Source organism: Streptomyces sp. NPDC051940 (assembly GCF_040680895.1).
Taxonomy (GTDB): domain Bacteria; phylum Actinomycetota; class Actinomycetes; order Streptomycetales; family Streptomycetaceae; genus Streptomyces.
Genome location: NZ_JBFAXR010000002.1, coordinates 15340 through 36152, shown reverse-complemented (window position 1 = coordinate 36152; position 20813 = coordinate 15340). Strand labels below are relative to the sequence as shown.

The 20813-nt window shown below is 72.3% G+C and carries 14 protein-coding genes; 8 read left to right on the top strand and 6 right to left on the bottom strand.

Going from position 1 to position 20813, the window contains the following annotated elements:
• Window position 1 precedes the first annotated feature (1 nt).
• From AB0M28_RS01290 to AB0M28_RS01280, 3 genes are read right to left on the bottom strand one after another with little or no spacing between them, the layout of a single operon-like run.
• Window positions 2-829 (bottom strand): carbohydrate ABC transporter permease, encoded by an 828-nt coding sequence (locus AB0M28_RS01290; protein WP_365395747.1) that lies wholly within the window; start codon window positions 827-829, stop codon window positions 2-4.
• Window positions 826-1818: a sugar ABC transporter permease gene (locus AB0M28_RS01285; protein WP_365395744.1), complete on the bottom strand. Its 993-nt coding sequence runs from the start codon at window positions 1816-1818 to the stop codon at window positions 826-828. The genes AB0M28_RS01290 and AB0M28_RS01285 overlap by 4 nt, the downstream gene beginning before the upstream one ends.
• A gap of 42 nt (window positions 1819-1860) precedes the next feature.
• Window positions 1861-3162 (bottom strand): sugar ABC transporter substrate-binding protein, encoded by a 1302-nt coding sequence (locus tag AB0M28_RS01280; protein WP_365395741.1) that lies wholly within the window; start codon window positions 3160-3162, stop codon window positions 1861-1863.
• 253 nt (window positions 3163-3415) lie between these two features.
• On the opposite strand from AB0M28_RS01280, the gene AB0M28_RS01275 reads away from it, so the two are divergent.
• Entirely contained in the window at window positions 3416-4399 is a 984-nt protein-coding gene (locus AB0M28_RS01275) for a hypothetical protein (protein ID WP_365395738.1), read from the top strand.
• Window positions 4400-4540: 141 nt separating this feature from the next.
• On the opposite strand, the gene AB0M28_RS01270 is transcribed toward AB0M28_RS01275, so the two are convergent.
• From AB0M28_RS01270 to AB0M28_RS01260, 3 genes are all read right to left on the bottom strand, one after another.
• Entirely contained in the window at window positions 4541-6001 is a 1461-nt protein-coding gene (locus AB0M28_RS01270; protein WP_365395735.1) for a glutamate synthase subunit beta, read from the bottom strand.
• Window positions 5994-10553 carry a glutamate synthase large subunit gene (gene gltB, locus AB0M28_RS01265; RefSeq protein WP_365395733.1) on the bottom strand — a complete coding sequence of 1520 codons (4560 nt, stop codon included), beginning with the start codon at window positions 10551-10553 and terminating at the stop codon, window positions 5994-5996. Before gltB ends, AB0M28_RS01270 begins: the two co-directional genes overlap by 8 nt.
• Before the next feature lie 399 nt (window positions 10554-10952).
• Complete coding sequence (locus AB0M28_RS01260; RefSeq protein WP_365395730.1) at window positions 10953-11675, bottom strand: VIT1/CCC1 transporter family protein; 723 nt, start codon at window positions 11673-11675, stop codon at window positions 10953-10955.
• Between the two features lie 595 nt (window positions 11676-12270).
• On the opposite strand from AB0M28_RS01260, the gene AB0M28_RS01255 reads away from it, so the two are divergent.
• The 7 genes from AB0M28_RS01255 to AB0M28_RS01225 are packed head-to-tail and all read left to right on the top strand — an operon-like array spanning window position 12271 to window position 20667.
• A complete protein-coding gene (locus AB0M28_RS01255) occupies window positions 12271-13368 on the top strand; it encodes an ADP-ribosylglycohydrolase family protein (RefSeq protein WP_365395727.1) in 1098 nt (365 codons plus the stop codon).
• Entirely contained in the window at window positions 13365-14582 is a 1218-nt protein-coding gene (locus AB0M28_RS01250; RefSeq protein WP_365395724.1) for an ADP-ribosylglycohydrolase family protein, read from the top strand. Before AB0M28_RS01255 ends, AB0M28_RS01250 begins: the two co-directional genes overlap by 4 nt.
• Window positions 14579-15727, top strand: coding sequence for an ADP-ribosylglycohydrolase family protein (locus tag AB0M28_RS01245; protein WP_365395721.1), 1149 nt, complete (start codon window positions 14579-14581; stop codon window positions 15725-15727). Before AB0M28_RS01250 ends, AB0M28_RS01245 begins: the two co-directional genes overlap by 4 nt.
• Complete coding sequence (locus AB0M28_RS01240) at window positions 15727-17730, top strand: ADP-ribosylglycohydrolase family protein (protein ID WP_365395718.1); 2004 nt, start codon at window positions 15727-15729, stop codon at window positions 17728-17730. Before AB0M28_RS01245 ends, AB0M28_RS01240 begins: the two co-directional genes overlap by 1 nt.
• On the top strand, window positions 17727-18638 hold the full coding sequence (gene rbsK / locus AB0M28_RS01235; RefSeq protein ID WP_365395715.1) for a ribokinase: 912 nt from the start codon (window positions 17727-17729) through the stop codon (window positions 18636-18638). Before AB0M28_RS01240 ends, rbsK begins: the two co-directional genes overlap by 4 nt.
• A complete protein-coding gene (locus tag AB0M28_RS01230; RefSeq protein ID WP_365395712.1) occupies window positions 18635-19843 on the top strand; it encodes a CoA transferase in 1209 nt (402 codons plus the stop codon). Before rbsK ends, AB0M28_RS01230 begins: the two co-directional genes overlap by 4 nt.
• Window positions 19840-20667: a CoA ester lyase gene (locus AB0M28_RS01225; protein ID WP_365395709.1), complete on the top strand. Its 828-nt coding sequence runs from the start codon at window positions 19840-19842 to the stop codon at window positions 20665-20667. Before AB0M28_RS01230 ends, AB0M28_RS01225 begins: the two co-directional genes overlap by 4 nt.
• Window positions 20668-20813: the final 146 nt, after the last annotated feature.

Below are 20813 nucleotides of genomic sequence, written 5' to 3'. Positions count from 1 at the left end.
CTCAGCCCTTGACCGCCCCCGCCGCGAGGCCCGAGGCGAGGCGGCGCTGGACGATGACGAAGAAGATCAGCACCGGCAGGGTCACCAGCGTGGAGGCGGCCATGACCGGACCCCAGTCGGTGGAGTTCTCGCCGAAGAACTGCTGGATGCCCACGGCCGCGGTGTACTTCGAGCTGTCCTGCATGAAGACGTACGCGAAGATGAACTCGTTCCAGGCCGTGATGAACGCGAACACGCTCGTCGCGACCAGACCGGGCGCCACCAGCGGCAGCAGTACCGACCAGAACATCCGCGGCCAGGAGCAGCCGTCCATGTACGCCGCCTCCTCGACCTCCTTGGGCACGGTGGCGACGAAGCCGCGCAGCGTCCAGACCGCGAACGGCAGGGACAGCGCGATGTAGACGATGGTCAGGCCCAGCAGGCTGTTCAGCAGCTCCAGATCGCGCATCTGCAGGAAGAGCGGGATGACCAGTGCCTCCAGCGGCACCATCTGCACGATCAGGATCATGATCAGCACCGAGGTGCGGAACTTGAACTTGAAGCGGGCCACGGCCACCGCCGCCAGCAGGGCGATCAGGCCGGCGACGACGATCGTGCCGAAGCCGACGATCAGCGAGTTCGTCAGGAACCGGCCGAAGTTGCCCTCGTCGAAGACGGTGGAGAAGTGGTCCATCGTGAACCCGCCGGGCAGCGGGTCGTAGCCCCGGTTGCTCGCGTCGGGGTCGATGGCGGTGCTGACCATCCAGTAGACGGGCAGCAGGGTGAAGACCAGCAGGGCCGTCACTGCTATGGGCAGGCCGACGCGGGCCCGCAGGGTGGCTGCGCTCACAGTTCGTCGCCCTCCTTGAACAGGGCCCGGATGTACGTGATGGTGATCACCACGAGGATCAGGGTCAGCAGTACGGCGATCGCGGCGCCCATGTCGTAGTCCTTGCCGGCGAACGCCTTGACGTAGGACCAGACACCCAGGTTGTAGACCTCCTCCTGGGAGCCGTTGCCGCCGGGCATCAGATAGATCTGCGTGAAGACCTTGAAGTCCCAGATGGTGGAGAGGATGGTCACCACCATGAACACCGGCTTGATGCTGGGGACGGTGACCTTCCAGAAGCGCTGCCAGGCGTTCGCGCCGTCCAGCATGGCGGCCTCGTACAGCTCCTTGGGGATCGTCACCAGACCGGCCAGCACGGTGACCGCCACGAACGGGAAGCCGTGGTGGACGACGTTGACGGTGGCGATGGCGTAGAAGGACAGCCGCTCGGTGAACCAGTTGGTGTTCGCCGGGTCGATCAGGCCCGCGGCGCCCGCGAGCCGGCTGAACAGGCCGTCCTCGGCGGCGAAGAGCCACACCCACACATACGTGCCGGTGACGGCGGGCATCGCCCAGGCGGCCATGATCGCCGTCGAGACGGTGTACTTCCAGAACGCGCCGAGCCGGTTGAGCAGCAGGGCGACGAGCGTGCCCAGCGCCACGGTGAGCAGCACGCACGCGATCGCGAAGAACAGCGTGTTGGGCAGCGCCGTCTTCCACAGCAGCGGATCGCTCAGCAGCTTTCTGTAGTTCTCCACGCCGTTCCAGACGGCGGTGCCGCCGCCGAACCCGGACTGGTAGTCCTGGAACGACAGCTTGACGACCTGGATCAGCGGCCACAGCAGCAGACCGGCGAGGACCGCCAGTGCGGGCGTGAGCAGCAGCCACGGCCGGGTGACGGCTATGAGGCGCTTCTTGCGCAGCGCCTTCTCTGACTCCGTGCGGCGGGGCCGCGCCGGCTCCTGGGTGGGAGCCGGCGCGGCCTCGGCCGTGAGCGTTTCTTCAGCCACGTAAAGGGGTGTCTTTCCGTGCGGTGCTCGGGTACTACCTGGTCACTCGGACTTGGCGAACGCCGCGTCCATCTCCTCGGCGGCCTTGTCGGCGGCCTCCTGGACGGATGCCTCGCCCTTGAGGATCGACTGGACCATCTTGGTGACGACCTGGGTCGCCTGGATCTCGCCGTACGCCGGGGTCTTCGGGACCGTGGCGCCGCCCTCGATCATCTGCTTGGCGAAGGGCTCGACCAGCGGGTCCTTCTTGTCGGCGATGGCCTGGACGCCGGAGTTGGTGCCGGGGAAGTAGTTGGTCTGCTCGGCCCACTTGGCGGCGAACTCACCGGTGGTCGCCATCTTCACGTACTCCCAGGCCAGCTCCTTGTTGTGGCCGTTGAACGTGGAGAGGTACGAACCGCCCAGGAAGGACTTGCTGACACCGCCGGTCTCACCCGGGATCGGGATGGCGGCGAGCTTGCCGTCGAGGTCCTTGTTGGCCTCGATGAACGCCTTCGGGGTCCAGTTGCCGGAGATGGTCATGGCGACCTTCCCCTTGACGAACTCGTCCTTGACTTCGGCCTCGGTCCAGGTGGTGGCCTTGGCCGGGGAGACCTTGTCCTTGGTGGCGAGGCCCGTGTAGAACTCGATGCCCTTCACGGACTCCGGGGAGTTGATGGCGGACTTCCACGTGCCGCCCTCCTCGACGGCGAGCTGGCCGCCGCCGCCCCAGACGAACGGCGCCGCGAACATCTCCGCACCGCCGGCCACCGGGAAGGCGATCATCCCGGGCTCTTCCTTCTGCAGGGTCTTGGCCGTCGCCTCGAGCTCCGCCCAGGTGGTCGGGGCCTTCAGACCGTGCTTCTCGAAGATGTCCTTGCGGTACACGATGCTGCGCACACCGGCGTACCACGGCATGCCGTACTGCTTGCCGTCCAGGGTGCCCGCGTCCTTCAGGCCCTCGACGAGGTCACTGTCCAGACCGGCTTCCTTGACCTCGCCGGTCACGTCGACCAGAGCGCCGGTCTTGGCGAACTGCGGCACCCAGGTGGTGCCGACCTCGGCGACGTCCGGAACCTGGTCCGCGCCGCCCTCGATCGCAGTCGTGAACTTCGTCTGCGCCGACTTCCACTGCTGGAACTCGACCTTCACCTTCGCGCCGGTCTTCTTCTCGAAGGCGGCGTTCAGCTCGTCGAAGAAGGGCTTCGCGTTGGGGTTGGTCCCCTCCATGATCCAGACCTTGAGGGTCTTGCCCTTGCCGTCGAGGGCGCTGCCACCCTTGTCCGAACCGCCGTCATCGCTGCCGCAAGCAGCGAGTCCCATGGTCATGGCGACAGCAACCGCGCCTATGACGATCTTCCGCATGGACCGCTCCCAGTCACAAAATGTCCTACACCGTTGTCTAGACCACATGGACGCTACGAAGCGGGTAAGGGATGGGTCAAGGATCTCCGGGCGGAGGTTGCGGAAACGTTGTATTAGCCATTTGTTCAACCAATGGTGCCGACAGTGTGTGCTACTGCACATGTGCTCTCACGGGCCGCCTCCCGCCCCGCCTTGACACGGCCGGGACGGGTCGGAAACCTGGTGCGTCCGGCGTCGCACCACGGGGGGACACATGGCTCAGGTCAACGACGGTTTAGGAGCGCGACCGGCTCCGCCGCACGCACGGCACGCGGTCGGCCGGGGCCAGTGGGCCTGGGCCGTCGCCGGACTGGTCGTGGTGGCGGTCGTCTGCGTCATCGCCGCGGAGAACCTTCAGGACATCTACAAGCAGGAGAAGGACTTCGTCATCGGGTCCCTCTTCTCGCTGGCCGGCTTCTGCTTCGCCAAGGCGTTCACCCGGCCCCGCGGCCAGCGCGCGCTGGAGCTGCTGCGCGACCAGGGCGCGACCGAGCACATCGCGCTGACGGAGCGGAACATCGCCGCCGCGGCCGAGCGGCTCGCGGAGTACCACGACCTGCAGTGCCGGGAGCCGGAGTTCGACCGCAACCTCGGGCTGCTGCGGGTGACCCTCGACGACATCGACCAGTCCCGGGCCAATCTGGTGGCCCTGCGCCGGTCCCTCGACCTGGATCCGGGGCCGGTCCACACCCTGCCGTCCGAGTACGCGCACGCGCGGCTGCTGCAGGTGCGGCGGAACGTGCGGGCGGCGCTGGGGCGCCGGCGCGAGGTCGCGCTGTGGCTGGACGGCCAGCGGCCCGACGGCTCCGGGTGGGCCTGGGACGTGGACCTGTTCACGGTGCTGACGCAGGACCTGCACCACGCGTCCCGCACGCTGGACATGATGCTGGCCCGCTATGTGGCGCACCCGGTCAACGGGTACGTCGTGACCGCCATGGACTATCTGCTGGCCGCACAGGAGCGGGCGCGGCGGTTCGCGGGCGAGGACGGGAACGGGACGCCGGGGCATCCGGCGCCGCCCGAGATCTTCCGGGTGCTGCGCGGCGACATCGACGAGGCCATCGCGGACCTGCGGCAGGTGGCCCGGATGCTCCCGCGCGAGCTCGCGGACGACGACCCGGAGCCGGAGCCGGCCCCCGTACCGTCCCCGGCCCCCGACCCCGATCCGGCGCCCGCCCCCACGCCCGCACCGGCCTGACGCGCGTTGGAGGAAGGCCGCGGGAAATACCACGGCGCCTGCTAACCGGTCGGGGACAGCAGGCGCCGTAGTTGTGACGACCGCACGCCGTTGTGCGGCGATCAGGGACGGGCCGCGTGCCCGTCGGATCGGGGAGCCGGGTCAGGCCGTCAGCGCGCGGTCCGTCGGCTTGATGGGCGCCGGGAGCGCGCTCGCGCCCGTCAGGCGGCGGTCGACTCCGCGTGCCGCCGAGCGGCCCTCGGCGATCGCCCAGACGATGAGCGACTGGCCGCGCCCGGCGTCACCGGCGACGAAGACGCCGGGGACGTTCGTCTCGAAGTCGGCGTTCCGCGCCACATTACCCCGCGCGTCCAGGTCCAGGCCAAACTGCTCCACCAGGCCGTTCTCCCGGTCGACGCCGGTGAAGCCCATGGCCAGCGTGACGAGCTGCGCCGGGATCTTCCGCTCGGTCCCGGGCACCTGCTCGAACCCGCCGTCCTTGAACTCGACCTCGACCAGGTGCAGGAACTGGACCCGGCCGTCGGCGTCCCCCTCGAAGTGCGTCGTGGAGACGGCGTAGACCCGCTCGCCGCCCTCCTCGTGCGCCGAGGTGACCTTGTACGTCATGGGGAACGTCGGCCACGGCTGGTGCCCGGGGCGCTCCTCGGAGGGCCGCGGCATGATCTCCAGCTGGGTGACGGAGGCCGCCCCCTGCCGGTGCGCGGTGCCGACGCAGTCCGCGCCGGTGTCGCCGCCGCCGATCACGACGACGTGCTTGCCCTCGGCGGAGACCGGCGAGACGACGTAGTCGCCCTCCTGCACCTTGTTGGCCAGCGGCAGGTACTCCATCGCCTGGTACACGCCCGTCAGCTCCCGTCCGGGGACGGGCAGGTCGCGGGCGGTCGTGGCACCGGCGGCGATGACCACCGCGTCGTAGCGCTTCTTCAGCTGGCGGGCGTCGAGGTCGCGGCCGATCTCGATGCCGGTGCGGAACTTCGTGCCCTCCGCCCGCATCTGCTCGATACGGCGGTTGATGTGCCGCTTCTCCATCTTGAACTCGGGGATGCCGTAGCGCAGCAGCCCGCCGATGCGGTCCGCCCGCTCGTACACCGCCACCGTGTGGCCCGCCCGCGTCAGCTGCTGGGCGGCGGCCAGGCCCGCCGGGCCGGAGCCGATCACCGCGACCGTCTTGCCGGACAGCCGCTCCGGCGGCTGGGGCGTGACGTCACCGGAGTCCCACGCCTTGTCGATGATGGTGACCTCGACGTTCTTGATGGTCACCGCCGGCTGGCTGATGCCCAGCACGCACGCCGACTCGCAGGGCGCGGGGCAGAGCCGGCCGGTGAACTCCGGGAAGTTGTTGGTGGCGTGCAGCCGCTCGGAGGCGGCCTGCCAGTCCTCCCGGTAGGCGTAGTCGTTCCACTCGGGGATCAGGTTCCCCAGCGGGCAGCCGTTGTGGCAGAACGGGATGCCGCAGTCCATGCAGCGGCCGGCCTGCTTGCTGATGACGGGCAGCAGGGAGCCGGGGACGTAGACCTCGTTCCAGTCCTTGACGCGCTCGCCGACGGGGCGGGTCTTCGCGACCTCGCGGCCGGTGGTGAGAAAGCCCTTCGGGTCAGCCATTGATCGCCGCCTCCATCATCTTCTCGTGGGTCTCGGTCTCGGTGAGGCCGGCCCGCTCGGCGGCGTCCTTGGCGGCGAGCACGTTCTTGTACGTGGTGGGGAGGACCTTGCTGAACCGCTCCACGGCCGTGGACCAGTCCGCGAGCAGCGCGGCGGCGACGGTCGAACCGGTCTCCTCCTGGTGGCGGCGCACCACGTCGTGCAGCCACTGCCGGTCGGCGTCGTCCAGGGGTGCGACGGCGTCCAGGTTCCCGGCGTTGACGTTGTCCGGGTCCAGGTCGACGACGTACGCCGTACCGCCCGACATGCCGGCCGCGAAGTTGCGGCCCGTCGGGCCGAGCACGACCGCGGTGCCGCCGGTCATGTACTCGCAGCCGTGGTCGCCGGTGCCCTCGGCGACGACCAGCGCGCCGGAGTTGCGGACGCAGAAGCGTTCGCCCGTACGGCCGCGCAGGAAGATCTCGCCGCCGGTCGCGCCGTACGCGAGGGTGTTGCCCGCGATGACGCTGAACTCGGCGAGGTGCTCGGCGCCCCGGTCCGGGCGGACGACGACCCGCCCGCCGGACAGGCCCTTGCCGACGTAGTCGTTCGCGTCGCCCTCCAGGCGCAGCGTGATGCCGCGCGGGACGAAGGCGCCGAAGGACTGGCCGGCGGAGCCGGTGAAGGTGAAGTCGATCGTGTCGGCGGGCAGTCCGGCGCCGCCGAACCGCTTGGTCACCTCGTGGCCGAGCATGGTACCGACGGTGCGGTTGATGTTGCGGATGGCGACCTGGCCGCGGACCGGCTGGGCGGCCTCGGCCGACGGCGCCGCGAGGGCGTCGGCGGCGAGCTTGATCAGCTCGTTGTCCAGGGCCTTCTCCAGGCCGTGGTCCTGGGTGGTGATCTGGTGGCGCACGGCGCCCTGGGGCAGCTCCGGCACGTGCAGCAGCGGGGCCAGGTCGAAGCCGCGGGCCTTCCAGTGGTTCACGGCGCGCGAGACGTCGAGCACCTCGGCGTGGCCGATCGCCTCGTCCAGGGAGCGGAAGCCCAGCTCCGCGAGCAGCTCGCGGACCTCCTCGGCGATGAACTCGAAGAAGTTCACCACGAACTCCGCCTTGCCGGTGAAGCGCTCGCGCAGCACCGGGTTCTGGGTGGCGATGCCGACCGGGCAGGTGTCGAGGTGGCAGACGCGCATCATCACGCAGCCGGAGACGACCAGCGGCGCGGTGGCGAAGCCGTACTCCTCGGCGCCCAGCAGGGCGGCGACGACCACGTCGCGGCCGGTCTTCAGCTGGCCGTCGGTCTGCACCACGATCCGGTCGCGCAGCCCGTTGAGCAGCAGCGTCTGCTGCGTCTCGGCCAGGCCCAGCTCCCAGGGGCCGCCCGCGTGCTTCAGCGAGGTCAGCGGCGAGGCGCCGGTGCCGCCGTCGTGGCCGGAGATCAGCACGACGTCCGCGTGCGCCTTGGACACACCCGCGGCGACCGTGCCGACGCCGACCTCGGAGACCAGCTTCACGTGGATCCGGGCGGCCGGGTTGGCGTTCTTCAGGTCGTGGATCAGCTGGGCCAGATCCTCGATGGAGTAGATGTCGTGGTGCGGCGGCGGGGAGATGAGCCCCACGCCGGGCGTGGAGTGCCGGGTCTTCGCCACCCACGGGTAGACCTTCGGGCCGGGCAGCTGGCCGCCCTCGCCGGGCTTGGCGCCCTGCGCCATCTTGATCTGGATGTCGTCGGCGTTGACCAGGTACTCGGACGTCACACCGAAGCGGCCGGAGGCCACCTGCTTGATCGCGGAGCGGCGCGCCGGGTCGTACAGCCGGTCCGGGTCCTCGCCGCCCTCACCGGTGTTGGACTTGGCGCCCAGCTGGTTCATGGCGATGGCGAGGGTCTCGTGCGCCTCGCGGGAGATGGAGCCGTACGACATGGCGCCGGTGGAGAAGCGCCGGACGATCGCGGAGACCGGCTCGACCTCCTCCAGTGGCACCGGCGTACGGCCCTCGGCGAAGCCGAACAGGCCGCGCAGCGTCATCAGCCGCTCGGACTGCTCGTCCACCCGCTGGGTGTACTGCTTGAAGATGTCGTAGCGGCGGGTGCGCGTCGCGTGCTGGAGGCGGAAGACCGTCTCCGGGTCGAACAGGTGCGGCTCGCCCTCGCGGCGCCACTGGTACTCGCCGCCGATCTCCAGGTCGCGGTGGGCCGGGGCGATGCCGGAGGCGGGGTACGCCTTGGCGTGCCGGGCGGCGACCTCCTTGGCGATCACGTCGATACCGACGCCGGAGATCTTCGTCGCCGTGCCGTGGAAGTAGGTGTCGGCGAAGTCGTCGTCCAGGCCGACGGCCTCGAAGACCTGCGCGCCGCGGTAGGAGGCGACGGTGGAGATGCCCATCTTGGACATCACCTTCAGCACGCCCTTGCCGAGGGCGTAGATCAGGTTGCGGATGGCGTCCTGCGCGTCGATGCCCTGGATGAACGTGCCCGCGCGGACCAGGTCCTCCACCGACTCCATCGCCAGGTACGGGTTCACGGCCGCCGCGCCGTAGCCGATGAGCAGGGCGACGTGGTGCACCTCGCGGACGTCGCCGGCCTCGATCAGCAGGCCGACGTGCGTGCGCTGCTTGGTGCGGATGAGGTGGTGGTGGACGGCGGAGGTGAGCAGCAGCGACGGGATCGGGGCGTGCTCGGCGTCCGAGTGCCGGTCGGAGAGGACGATCAGCCGCGCACCGGCCTCGATGGCGGCGTCGGCCTCGGCGCAGATCTCCTCCAGGCGCGCGGCCAGGGCGTCGCCGCCGCCGCCGACCCGGTACAGGCCGGAGAGGGTGACGGACTTGAAGCCCGGCATGTCGCCGTCGGCGTTGATGTGGATGAGCTTGGCCAGCTCGTCGTTGTCGATCACCGGGAAGGGCAGGGTGACGCTGCGACAGGACGCCGGGGACGGGTCGAGCAGATTGCTGCCCGGGCCCAGCGGCGAGGTCAGCGAGGTGACGAGCTCCTCGCGGATGGCGTCCAGCGGCGGGTTGGTGACCTGCGCGAACAGCTGGGTGAAGTAGTCGAACAGCAGCCGCGGCCGGGAGGAGAGCGCGGCGATCGGCGAGTCGGTGCCCATCGAGCCGATCGGCTCCGCGCCGGCCTTCGCCATCGGCGCGATCAGGACGCGCAGCTCCTCCTCGGTGTAGCCGAAGGTCTGCTGGCGGCGGGTGACGGAGGCGTGCGTGTGCACGATGTGCTCGCGCTCCGGCAGATCCCCCAGCTCGATCAGGCCGGCCTCCAGCCAGTCCTGGTAGGGGTGCTCGGCGGCCAGGGTGGCCTTGATCTCGTCGTCCTCGATGATGCGGTGCTGCGCGGTGTCGACGAGGAACATCTTCCCGGGCTGCAGCCGGCCCTTGCGGACGACCCTGGCGGGGTCGATGTCCAGCACGCCGACCTCGGAGGCCAGCACGACGAGGCCCTCGTCGGTGACCCAGTAGCGGCCGGGGCGCAGGCCGTTGCGGTCCAGGACCGCGCCGACGAGGGTGCCGTCGGTGAAGGAGACGCCCGCGGGGCCGTCCCAGGGCTCCATCAGGGTGGCGTGGTACTGGTAGAAGGCGCGGCGGGCCGGCTCCATGGAGGGGTGGTTCTCCCACGCCTCCGGGATCATCATCAGCATCGCGTGCGGCAGCGACCGGCCGCCCAGGTGCAGCAGCTCCAGCACCTCGTCGAAGGAGGCGGTGTCGGAGGCGTCCGGTGTGCAGACCGGGAAGATGCGGTCGAGGTCGCCCTCGCCGAAGGCTTCGCTCACCAGCTGGGACTCGCGGGCGCGCATCCAGTTGCGGTTGCCCATCACCGTGTTGATCTCGCCGTTGTGGGCGACGAACCGGTACGGGTGGGCCAGCGGCCAGCTCGGGAAGGTGTTGGTGGAGAACCGGGAGTGCACGACCGCGATGGCGGTGGCGAACCGGCGGTCGGACAGGTCCGGGAAGAAGGGCTCGAGCTGGCCGGTGGTCAGCATGCCCTTGTAGACGACGGTCCGCGCGGACAGCGACGGGAAGTACACCTCGACCTCGCGCTCGGCGCGCTTGCGCAGCACGAACGCCTTGCGGTCCAGGGCGATGCCCGTGGCCCCGGCCGGGTCGGAGACGAACAGCTGGCGGAACGCCGGCATCGTCGCGCGGGCGCCCGCGCCGAGCAGCTGCGGGGCGACGGGCACCTCGCGCCAGCCCAGGACGGTGAGCTTCTCCTCGGCGGCGACGGCCTCGATGCGGCGGACGGCCTCGGCGGCGGCGTCCTCGTCGGCGGGCAGGAACGCGGTGCCCGCGGCGTACGCGCCGGCCTCGGGGAGGTCGAATCCGGTCACCTCGCGGAAGAAGGTGTCCGGCATCTGGACGAGGATGCCCGCGCCGTCGCCCACGTCCGGGTCGGAGCCGGTGGCGCCGCGGTGCTCGAGGTTGCGCAGCACGGTGAGGGCCTGCTCGACGAGCCCGTGGCTCGCCTCACCAGTCAGGGTGGCCACGAAGCCGACGCCGCAGGCGTCATGCTCGTTCCGGGGGTCGTACAGCCCCTGCTTGGCAGGGTGGGCCGCCATGAATGCTGAGCGCATCGGCTCTCCCGTCGTCGTCGTGGCAATCGAGTGCCGAGGGACGACTTTGGCCCTCTGCGTTCCAGAAAATTTTCGTGCAGGTTACATGATGGGCCGCTTCTCGAAAAGCGGGAATCTCAGTCCAGTATGCGGACAACGGGCATGTTCACGAGAGGTGCGGAGGACCCGGGTCGCGAGCCGTTCCGGCAGCACAGAACACGGGCCGCTCTGCCCGCGGTGCTTTCGACACATGCCCGGGGATGTCCATCGCGAAACCCGGTGGTAATAGAAAACCGCCGGTGCCCCGTGTGCGCAAGACCCGATTTGTGCGGTTGACGGCGATCGTCTCCTTTCGCGGCGGGCGGCAGGACGCGGATCACACCGGCGACGGTCCAGCATGTGAGACACCCCGGTCTCCGGCTACCCGATCGCCGCGTCGAAGAGGCTGCCCAGCCCGTACGTCACCGCCGCCGCCGCGCCACCCAGCACGAGCTGGCGGAGGCCGCCGTACCACCAGGTGCGGGTCGTCACGCGCGAGACCACCGCACCGCAGACGAACAGGCCCGCCAGGGCGAGCAGCACCGCCGGCCACAGGGACGTGGCGCCCAGCAGGTAGGGCAGGACGGGGAGCAGGGCGCCCAGGGCGAAGGAGCCGAAGGACGAGAGCGCGGCCACCGTGGGTGACGGCAGGTCGGAGGGGTCGACGCCCAGCTCCTCGCGGGCGTGTATCTCCAGGGCCTGGTCCGGGTCCTTCATCAGCTGCGCGGCCACCCGGGCGGCGAGCTGCGGATCGACGCCCCGGGAGACGTACAGGTCCGTCAGCTCCTGCAGCTCCTCCTTGGGGTTACGGTGCAACTCCAGCCGTTCGACGTCGAGTTCCGCCAGCACCAGCTCCCGCTGGGAGGCCACCGAGGTGTACTCGCCCGCGGCCATCGAGAACGCGCCCGCGGCGAGGCCCGCGAGGCCCGTGATGGCGATGGTCTGCGCGGAGACCGAGCCGCCCGCGACGCCGGTGATCAGGGCGAGGTTGGAGACGAGGCCGTCCATCGCGCCGAAGACCGCCGGCCGCAGCCAGCCGCCGTTCACATCGCGGTGGGTATGGCCGTGCACTTCGGCCACCCCCTGCGTAGCAGTCGCGCTCATGGATGTGCCGCTCCCTTCCCCCAGGAGGCCCGTAACGGACCCGGCAGGCCCGTGCGGACCGCCTCTCACCTCGACGGTAGGCACGCGTCACGCCTTCGCGCCAGCAAGGCAGGCCGTACTTACCCGCGGCCCGAGCGGTCGGAATCCGCCGGTCCGCGCCGCTGTGTCCCCTTCCGGAACGTCCCGTACAGGGCGTGGCGGCCCTGCGCCGGAGATGCGGATCGCACACCATGGGCGCCAGAGGAAACGTCACCGCAACATCTGTAAACGTTTCCGCGCAAACGTCTGCAAGCGAGGCGCTCGACCGCACGCGAAAGGGCGACGGTGGCTGCTGACAGAGGTTCGGGAGGAACGCCGACGGTCGTCGGGATCGCCGAGCGGGCGGGGGTGCCCCGGAACGTGGCGGGGGTGCCCCGGAACGCAGCGGGGGTGCCCCGGAACGCAGCGGGGGTGCCCCGGAACGTATACGACCCCCTTCCCAGCGCCGCGACGGTCTTCGGCCGCCGAATACCGGGCGACGCCGCGCCCCCCACGCCCCGGCGCACCGCCGTGGCCTTCGGCATCCACGACCACCGAAACGAGCACGAACAGCACGATGAGCACCGCAAGCCCCCTCCCCGTCCCCGGGGACCCGCCGGCACAGGGCGTGGCGACCCGTACCCGGCTGCGCCCCGTGCCGGGCGCCGGCGCCGCCCTCGACCCGCGCTCGCGGGCCCGCGGCGCCCTCCTCGGGCTCGCCGTCGGCGACGCCCTGGGGGCGCCCGCCGAGAATCTGAAGCCCTCCCAGATCCGCAAGCGCTGGGGGCGTATCGAGGGCTTCGTGTCGGACGATCCGGCCGGGACGGACGACACCGAGTACGCCATCTTCTCCGGGCTGCTGCTGGCGGAGCACGGCTCGGCGCTGACCGTCGAGCACGTCGAGGCCGCCTGGCACACCTGGATCGCCGATCTGGACGAGGGCCCGTTCCGGGGGGCGGGCTTCAGCGAGCGGGGCACGCTGGAGAACCTGCGGCGGGGGCTGGCCGCGCCGATCACCGCGCAGCACCGGCACGCGTGGAGCGACGGGCTCGCGATGCGGGCCGCGCCGTTCGGGGTGTACGCGGCGGGGCGGCCGGCGGAGGCGGCCCGGCTGGTGTCGATCGACGGCACGGTGTCGCACGACGGCGAGGGCATCCACGGCGGCCGGGCGGTGGCGGCGGGGGTCGCCGCGGCGGTGGTCTCCGACTCCCCGGAGGCCGTCGTCCAGGCGGCGCTCTCGGTGATCCCGGACGACTCCTGGACCGCCCGCTCGCTGCACCGGGCGGTCTCCGCGGCGCGGCGCGCGCTGTTCGACCCGGACCGTACGCCGCTGTCCACCGAGCGGACGATCCGCTCGGCGGTCGTCATCGGCGGGTATCCGTGGACGGACCTCGCCCCCGAGGCGGTGGGGCTGGCGTTCGGCGCGTTCATGGCCGCCCGCGGCGATTTCCCCGCCTCCGTCCTGACGGCCGTGAACATGGGCCGCGACGCCGACACCACCGCGGCCGTGGCGGGCGCCCTGGCCGGGGGGCTGCGCGGCGAGGAGGCGATCCCGGCGGAGTGGGCGTCGGCCATCGGCCCGGTCCGGGGCAGCTGCCTGCCGTCGATGGCCGGCCACCACATCCTCACGATCGCCGACCGGCTGACCCCGGCCGAACGGAAGGCCGCCTCATGACCTCCGCCGCATTCGCCGCCCCCGACACGGTGGACGACGTACGCCGTATCGAGGGACTGCTGCTGGGCCTGGCGGCGGGCGACGCGGCGGGCTGGCCGGCCGGCCGGCACCGCGCGGCGCGGCTGCCCGACTGGACCCGGCGGCTGACGCGGGAGCTGGACACGTTCGCCGAGCAGAGCGCGACGACCACGCTGCCCGTGCCGATCGCGCTCAACCAGCCACCCGAGCCGCTGCGGCTCGGGCCGTCCGACGACGCGGAGTGGGCGGCGTTCACCGCGCAGGCGGTGCTCTCCGCCGCGTCCGCGCGGCTCAGCGACCTGCCCGCCCACCAGCGGGTGCGCTCCGCACTCACCCTCGCCTGGAACGGCCTCGCGGACGAGGTGGCCGCGGCGGCCGGTCGCGCCGACGAGATCGAGTCGGCGAAGATCCCGCTGCGGGCGCGGATCTCCGTACGGGCCGGGCTGGGCAATCTCGCCGCGGGGCTGCGGCCGCCGGCCACCGGCCACGACAACCCGCACTACTTCGACGACGCGGCGTGCGTCCGCGCGGCGGTGCTCGCCGTGGTCCACCCCGGCGATCCGGCCTCCGCCGCCGAACTGGCGGAGTTCGACGCCCGCTACACCCAGGACGGCGACGGGGTTTACGGCGCCCGCGCGATGGCCGCGGCGATCGCGGCGGCGCTGGGCGGGGCACCGGTCGACGCCTGCGTGGACGCGGCGCTGGAGCAGCTGCCGGAGGGCACGGAGATCCGGCGCAACGCCGTACAGGCGGTCCAGCTGGGCCGTACGGCGGTGGCGACCCGGCCCGGGCTCCCCGGCAACGCCTTCGCGCTGGTCCCGGTCCTCGAACACGAGATCGTCGACCACGTCTACAGCTACGGCATCGCGGCGGCCGAGACCGTCCCCGTCGCCCTCGCGGTCGCCACGGCCGCGGCGGGCGCGGTGACGGAGGCGGTGCCGGCGGCGGTCTGCCTGTCGCGCGTCGCCGACTCGGCGCCCGCCCTCGCCGGCGCGCTCACCGGCGCGCTGGGCGGTTCGGACGCGCTGCCCGCCTCGTGGCGGGACGCCTGCCGCAGGCTGTCGGGCTGCGTGCTGCCGCAGCTCGCGGGGACGGACCTCGTCGACCTGGCGGACGATCTGGCGGCCTCACCCCTCACCCCCGACATCTCCCTCGACCTCATCGACCTCATCGACCGGGAAGGACCCCTCGCATGACGACCCCCACTCTGGAAGACCGCGCCACGGGCTGCCTGGTCGGCGCGGCCGTGGGAGACGCCCTGGGCGGCCCCGTCGAGGGCTGGACGCCCGAGGCGATCGCCGAGCGGCACGGGGGCCGCGTCCGCGGCATCGTCGAGCCCTTCTTCAAGGACGAGTGGCGTACGGCGCGCCCCATCGCCCCGTACCACAAGGGCGACGGCCACGTCACGGACGACACGTTGATGACGCACGCGCTGGTGCGGGTCTACGAGAAGGTGCGCGACCACCTCGACGCGTACGCGGTCGCGGACCACCTCGTCCCCGACCTGATCGGCACGCCCCGCTGGATTCCGGAGCTGGAGGCGGAGGCGCTGCCTCTGCAGCGCATCTTCCTCGCCGAGAAGTGGATCGTCGCGCGGATCCACTACGGCCATGTGGACCCGCGCGAGGCGGGCGTCGGCAACATCGTCAACTGCGGTGCGGCGATGTACATGGCGCCGGTCGGCGTGGTGAACGCGGGCAACCCCGGGGCGGCGTACGCGGAGGCGCTCGACGTCGCGGGCGCGCACCAGTCGTCGTACGGCCGCGAGGCCGCGGGGGTCTTCGCGGCGGCGGTCGCCTCGGCGTTCAAGCCCGGCGCGACGCCGTCGTCCGTCGTGTCGGACGCGCTGGCGCTGGCGAAGGACGGCACGCGCGCGGCGATCGAGGCGGTCTGCGAAACGGCCACCGCCCACTCGGACTTCGAGTCGGCCCTGGCCCCGCTCCGCGCGGCGGTGGCCCCCTTCGACACGGTCGGTCCGGAGTACCGTCAGCCGTCCCTGGGCGCGCGCCGCCCCTCCCGGCTCCACTCCATCGAGGAGCTCCCGGTAGCGCTCGGCATGCTCCTCGCCGGCGCGGGCGACTACCGCGAATCGGTCCTCGGTTCGGTCAACTACGGCCGCGACTGCGACTCGATCGCGACGATGAGCGGCGCGATCGTCGGCGCGCTGTCCGGCGCGGCGGCGGTCCCCGCCGACTGGTCCGCGGAGGTGGCCCGCGCGAGCCGCCTCGACCTCGTCACCCCCGCGGAGTCGCTGGCGTCGGTCGCCCGCGAGGTGTACGCGAAGGACGTCGACCGCCGCCGCGCCCACGAGGCGGCCTTCGCCGCGCTGGCGGCGGTGTGATGCTGCGCCTCACCTGGGTCCAGCCGGAGGACCTCGTCGGCCACGAACTGCGCCAGGCGGCACAGGACGGCCGCGACGCGTCCCCGCTCCAAGCCCGCTGGCTGGCGGCAGGCGGCCACCTCGCGCCCTCCCGGGCGGGGTCGTCGCCCTCGCCGGCGCCGCGGGCGCTGCGGCAGCTGGCGCTGGAGCTGCTCGACGAGCTGGCGTCGCTGCGGTCGCCCCTGTCGGGTTCGGAGCCGTCGGACTGGCACTCACTCAGCGCGCTGCTGACGCACCCGGGCCCCTTGCGCTACGGCCCGACGCTCGTGGTCCAGCCGGGCACCAATGGCTGCGGTCCGGCTGCGCCCACCCGTGCCGCCCTGCGACACGCCTGCCCGCAGCCTACGCAACCGGACACGCCCGCCGCGGTGTCCCCCGCGGGCCTGGGTGAAGTGAGCGACGCGGTGTCCCCCGCGGGCCTGGAGGAAGAGAGCGACGCGGTGTCCCCCGCCCGCCCGGGGGGAGAGAGCGACGCGGTGTCCCCGGCCCGCCCGGGGGAAGAACGCGACGCACTACGCCCCGCCCGCCCGGGGGGAGAGAGCGACGCGGTGTCCCCGGCCCGCCCGGGGGAAGAACGCGACGCACTACGCCCCGCCCGCCCGGGGGGAGAGAGCGACGCGGTGTCCCCGGCCCGCCCGGGGGAAGAACGCGACGCACTACGCCCCGCCCGCCCGGGGGAAGAGGGCGACGCCGCACATCAAGCCCGTCCGGCGTTTGAGGACAAGCGCCGCCAGGCGCGAAGCAGGGGTCTGGGGGCGCAGCCCCCAGGAAGCGCGACCGCACCCGACCAAGCCCGTCCGGCGTTTGAGGACGAGCGCCGCCAGGCGCGCAGCGGGGGTCTGGGGGCGCAGCCCCCAGGAAGCGGGACCGCGCCCAGGGCGTACACCGCACCGCACACCGACCGCCCCGCGCTGCAAGCGCGCCTGCACGCGGCCTGGCTGGGCCGCGCAGCCGGCTGCCTCCTCGGAAAGCCCGTCGAGAAGCTCCCGCTGGAGGGCATCCGAGCCCTCGCCCAAGGCACCGGCAACTGGCCCCTCACCACCTGGTTCACCGAACACGGCCTCGACCGCCAGGTCGCCGCACAGTACCCCTGGAACCGCCGCAGCCGACCGACGTCCCTCGCCGAGAACATCGACGGCATGCCCGAGGACGACGACCTCAACTACCCCCTCCTCGGCCTCCGCCTGCTGGAGACGCACGGCCACACCTTCACCACCACCGACGTGGCCAGGCTCTGGCTCGACGAACTCCCCGCCGGCAGGACCTTCACCGCCGAACGCATCGCCTACCGAAACCTGCTCGACGGAGTCGAGCCCCCGCACACGGCGACCCACCGCAACCCCTTCCGCGAATGGATCGGCGCCCTGATCCGCGCGGACGTCTTCGGCTGGACCAACCCCGGCGACCCCGCCCGCGCCGCCGAGGAGGCCCACCGCGACGCGATCCTCAGCCACACCGCGAACGGCGTCTACGGCGCGATGTGGGCCGCCGCCACGATCGCCGCCGCAGCCGCCGGCCAGGCCGACGTACACGAGGCGATCCAGACGGGCCTGGACCACATCCCGCAGGACTCCCGCCTGGCCCACGCCATCACCCACGCCCGCGAACTCGCCCGTACCACCGCAGACTTCGACGACGTCGTGGACCGGCTCCACACCAGGTACGGGCACGACCACCACTGGGTCCACGTCATCCCCAACACCGCCCTGGTCACCGCCGCCCTCACCCACGCCGACGGCGACTACACCGGCTCGATCACGAAGGCCGTCAGCGGCGGCTGGGACACCGACTCCAACGGCGCGACCGCGGGATCGGTCGCCGCGCTGCTGGCAGGTTCACCCGCGGCGCTCCCCGCCCGGTGGACCGAGCCGCTGAAGAATCGCCTGGCGAGCAGTATCACCGGCTTCGACGGCATCGGCTTCGACGCACTGGCCCGACGAACCATGGAGGTATGCGAGGCATGACCGGAGCAATCGCGGTGCTGGGTTCCGCGAACATGGACCTGGTGGCCTTCGTCGCGAAGGCCCCGGCCCGGGGCGAGACGGTCCCGGGCCGCGAGTTCCGTACCGTCCCCGGCGGCAAGGGCGCCAACCAGGCGATCGCCGCGGCCCGCGCCGGCGCGCGGGTGAGCATGATCGGCGCGGTCGGCGAGGACGCCTTCGGCATGGCGCTGCGCCACGCCCTGACGGAGTCCGGCGTCGACACGGGCGGCCTGCGCACGGTCCCGGGCGCCAGCGGCACCGCCCACATCACGGTCGACGACGAGGGCGGCAACTCCATCGTCGTCATCCCCGGCGCGAACGGCACCGTCACCGCCCTCGCCCCCGGCGACGAGGAGCGCATCGCGGCGGCGGACGCGCTCCTGCTGCAGCTGGAGCTGCCGATTCCCGGCGTCCTCGCGGGCGCCCAGGCGGCCCGCCGGCACGGCGTACGGACGGTCCTGACGCCCGCACCCGCCCGGCCGCTCCCCGCGGAGCTGCTCGAGGCCACCGACCTGCTCGTCCCCAACGAGCACGAGGCCGCCGCCCTGACCGGCCGCACCGACCCGTACGAGGCGGCGCGCGAGCTGCTGCGCCGGGTCCCCGAGACCGTCGTCACGCTCGGCGAGGCGGGCAGCCTCTACGCCCGCCGCGGCGCCGACCCCCTGCTGGTGCCCGCGCTGCGGGTGCGGGCGGTCGACACCACCGGGGCAGGCGACACGTTCGTCGGCGCGCTGGCGGCCGCCGCCGTCGAGGGCCGCCCGATGGCCGAGGCGCTGGCGTGGGCGTCCGCCGCCTCCGCGCTGTCCGTACAGCGCCCGGGCGCCTCCGCCTCCATGCCGGACCGCGACGAGATCGACAGCCTCTACGACGAAGGCAAGCCGCACCGATGAACACCTCCCACCACGCAGGCACCGGCCCGCTCGCGGGCCTGCGCGTCCTGGACCTGGCCACCCTCTTCGCCGGCCCCCTCGCCGCGACCATGCTCGGCGACTTCGGCGCCGAGGTGGTCAAGGTCGAGCACCCCCGTAAACCCGACCCCTCCCGGGGCCACGGCCCCGCCAAGGACGGCGTCGGCCTGTGGTGGAAGCTCCTGGGCCGCAACAAGAGGGCGATCACCGCGAACCTCTCCACCCCGGGTGGCCGCGAGCTGCTCCTGAAGCTCGTCGCCGGGTCCGACGTGGTCATCGAGAACTTCCGCCCCGGCACCCTGGAGAAGTGGGACCTCGGCTGGGACGTCCTCTCGGCCGCCAACCCCCGCCTCGTGCTGGCCCGCGTCACGGGCTTCGGCCAGTTCGGCCCGTACTCCCGCCGCCCCGGCTTCGGCACGCTCGCCGAGGCGATGAGCGGCTTCGCCGCGGTCACCGGCGAGCCGGACGGACCGCCCACCCTGCCGCCGTTCGGGCTCGCGGACTCCATCGCCGCGCTGTCGACCGCGTACGCCGTGATGGCCGCGCTCGCGGGGCGCGACAGGACGGGGCGCGGCCAGGTCGTCGACATGGCGATCATCGAGCCGATCCTGATGGTGCTCGGCCCGCAGCCCATCTGGTACGACCAGCTCGGCTACGTCCAGCCACGCACGGGCAACCGCTCCGCCAACAACGCCCCGCGCAACACCTACCGCACCTCCGACGGCAGCTGGGTGGCCGTGTCCACCTCCGCGCAGTCCATCGCCGAGCGCGTGATGCGCCTGGTGGGCCGGCCGGAGTTCACCGAGGAGCCGTGGTTCGCCACCGGGGACGGACGGGCGCGGCACGCGGACGAGCTGGACGAGGCGGTCGGCGGCTGGATCGGGCGGCACACCCGGGAGGAGGTGCTGGACGCGTTCGAGAAGGCGGAGGCGGCGATCGCCCCGGTCTACGACGTGCGCGACGTGATGGCCGACGAGCAGTACAGAGCGCTCGGCACCTTCACCACGCTGCCGGACGACGAGCTGGGCGAAGTCACCATGCAGAACGTGCTGTTCCGCCTCTCCGACACCCCCGGCGGCATCCGTCATACCGGCCGTCCGCACGGCGCGGACACCGACGAGGTGCTGACCGGACTCGGCTACTCCGGCGAGGACATCGCCGCCCTGCGGGAGGAGGGCGCGCTGTGACCACGCCGACGTATCTGACCTGGCTGTACGTCCCGGGCGACCGCCCGGGAGTGGTGGGAAAGGCGCTGCACGCGGGCGCCGACGTCGTCCTGGTCGACCTCGAGGACGCCGTCGCCCCGGACCGCAAGGCGTACGCCCTGGACGCCACCGCCGAGTTGCTGGCCGACGCGGCGCCCGGCCCCTCCCCCGTACACGTGCGGATCAACGCACTCGACGGCCCGCTGGCGCCGGCGGAGATCGCCCGGCTCGCGGGGCTGCCGGGGCTGGCCGGCCTGCGGCTGCCCAAGGTGACGGATCCGGGGGCGATCCGCATGATCGCCGGCGAGGTCCCGGACACCGGCCTGTACGCGCTGCTGGAGTCGGCCGCCGGCGTCGAGCAGGCGTACGCCGTGGCCACCGCGCACCCCCGGCTGCGCGGTATCGCCCTCGGCGAGGCGGACCTGCGCGCCGATCTGGGCGTGACCGGCGACGCGGGCCTGGCGTACGCCCGCGGCCGCGCGGTCGTCGCCGCCCGTGCGGCCGGACTCCCTCCGCCCCCGCAGTCGGTGTATCCGGACATCCGCGACACCGAGGGGCTGGCACATTCCTGCGCCGTCGGCCGCGCCCTGGGCTTCCTGGGCCGCACCGCCATCCATCCGCGCCAGCTCCCGGTGATCGAGGAGGCCTACCTGCCCACGGCCGGGGAGATCGAGAGTGCCGAGGAGGTCGTGAAGGCCGCGGCGACCGACGCGGGCGCCCTCGCCCTGCCGGACGGCCGCTTCGTCGACGCGGCGGTGGTGGCCGGGGCGCAGCGCACGCTGGCTCTGGCGACGCGGCATAAATGAGCTGAGGTCACCCGCTTCCGCGGTGAAGCGGCTGCCAAATTCGCACCCTTCCGGAAAGCACATGAGCCCCCGTCCCAAGAGTGCGGGAAAGGGGGCTTTCTCCTTTCCGGACCAGCCTTCCGGAATGTCGTGACTCGGCCTGCCGG

Bases quoted from the DNA above. Each gene is read 5' to 3' on its own strand.
- AB0M28_RS01280 (WP_365395741.1), bottom strand. From the start codon at position 3,162: ATGCGGAAGATCGTCATAGGCGCGGTTGCTGTCGCCATGACCATGGGA.
- AB0M28_RS01275 (WP_365395738.1), top strand. From the start codon at position 3,416: ATGGCTCAGGTCAACGACGGTTTAGGAGCGCGACCGGCTCCGCCGCAC.
- AB0M28_RS01270 (WP_365395735.1), bottom strand. From the start codon at position 6,001: ATGGCTGACCCGAAGGGCTTTCTCACCACCGGCCGCGAGGTCGCGAAG.
- gltB (WP_365395733.1), bottom strand. From the start codon at position 10,553: ATGCGCTCAGCATTCATGGCGGCCCACCCTGCCAAGCAGGGGCTGTAC.
- AB0M28_RS01260 (WP_365395730.1), bottom strand. From the start codon at position 11,675: ATGAGCGCGACTGCTACGCAGGGGGTGGCCGAAGTGCACGGCCATACC.
- AB0M28_RS01255 (WP_365395727.1), top strand. From the start codon at position 12,271: ATGAGCACCGCAAGCCCCCTCCCCGTCCCCGGGGACCCGCCGGCACAG.
- AB0M28_RS01250 (WP_365395724.1), top strand. From the start codon at position 13,365: ATGACCTCCGCCGCATTCGCCGCCCCCGACACGGTGGACGACGTACGC.
- AB0M28_RS01245 (WP_365395721.1), top strand. From the start codon at position 14,579: ATGACGACCCCCACTCTGGAAGACCGCGCCACGGGCTGCCTGGTCGGC.
- AB0M28_RS01240 (WP_365395718.1), top strand. From the start codon at position 15,727: ATGCTGCGCCTCACCTGGGTCCAGCCGGAGGACCTCGTCGGCCACGAA.
- rbsK (WP_365395715.1), top strand. From the start codon at position 17,727: ATGACCGGAGCAATCGCGGTGCTGGGTTCCGCGAACATGGACCTGGTG.
- AB0M28_RS01230 (WP_365395712.1), top strand. From the start codon at position 18,635: ATGAACACCTCCCACCACGCAGGCACCGGCCCGCTCGCGGGCCTGCGC.